Consider the following 250-nt stretch of genomic DNA (forward strand, 5'->3'; position numbering starts at 1 on the left):
TCGGGTGACCGTTTCGACAACGCGCCCAATACCAGCCGCCTGGGTGGCTACGGCTTGCTGAACCTGTACACCACGTACCAGTTCACGCCCGACTGGTCCTTGCTGCTGCGCGTGAACAACGTCGCGGACAAGAACTACGAAGTGGCGCGCAACTACGGCACCAGCGGTCGCACCTGGTTCGCGTCGCTGCGCTACGGCATCCGTTAAGCTGGCATTTTCCGCCCGCGGCGCACGCGCCGCGGGCATCGAT

At 64.4% G+C, this 250-nt stretch carries 1 pseudogene; it reads left to right on the forward strand.

From position 1 onward, the window contains the following. Positions 1–207, forward strand: a pseudogene (locus AC3XQU_RS24445) (TonB-dependent receptor); the annotation flags it as partial. Positions 208–250 lie beyond the last annotated feature (43 nt).

Source organism: Telluria sp. AZSoR62 (assembly GCF_058111565.1).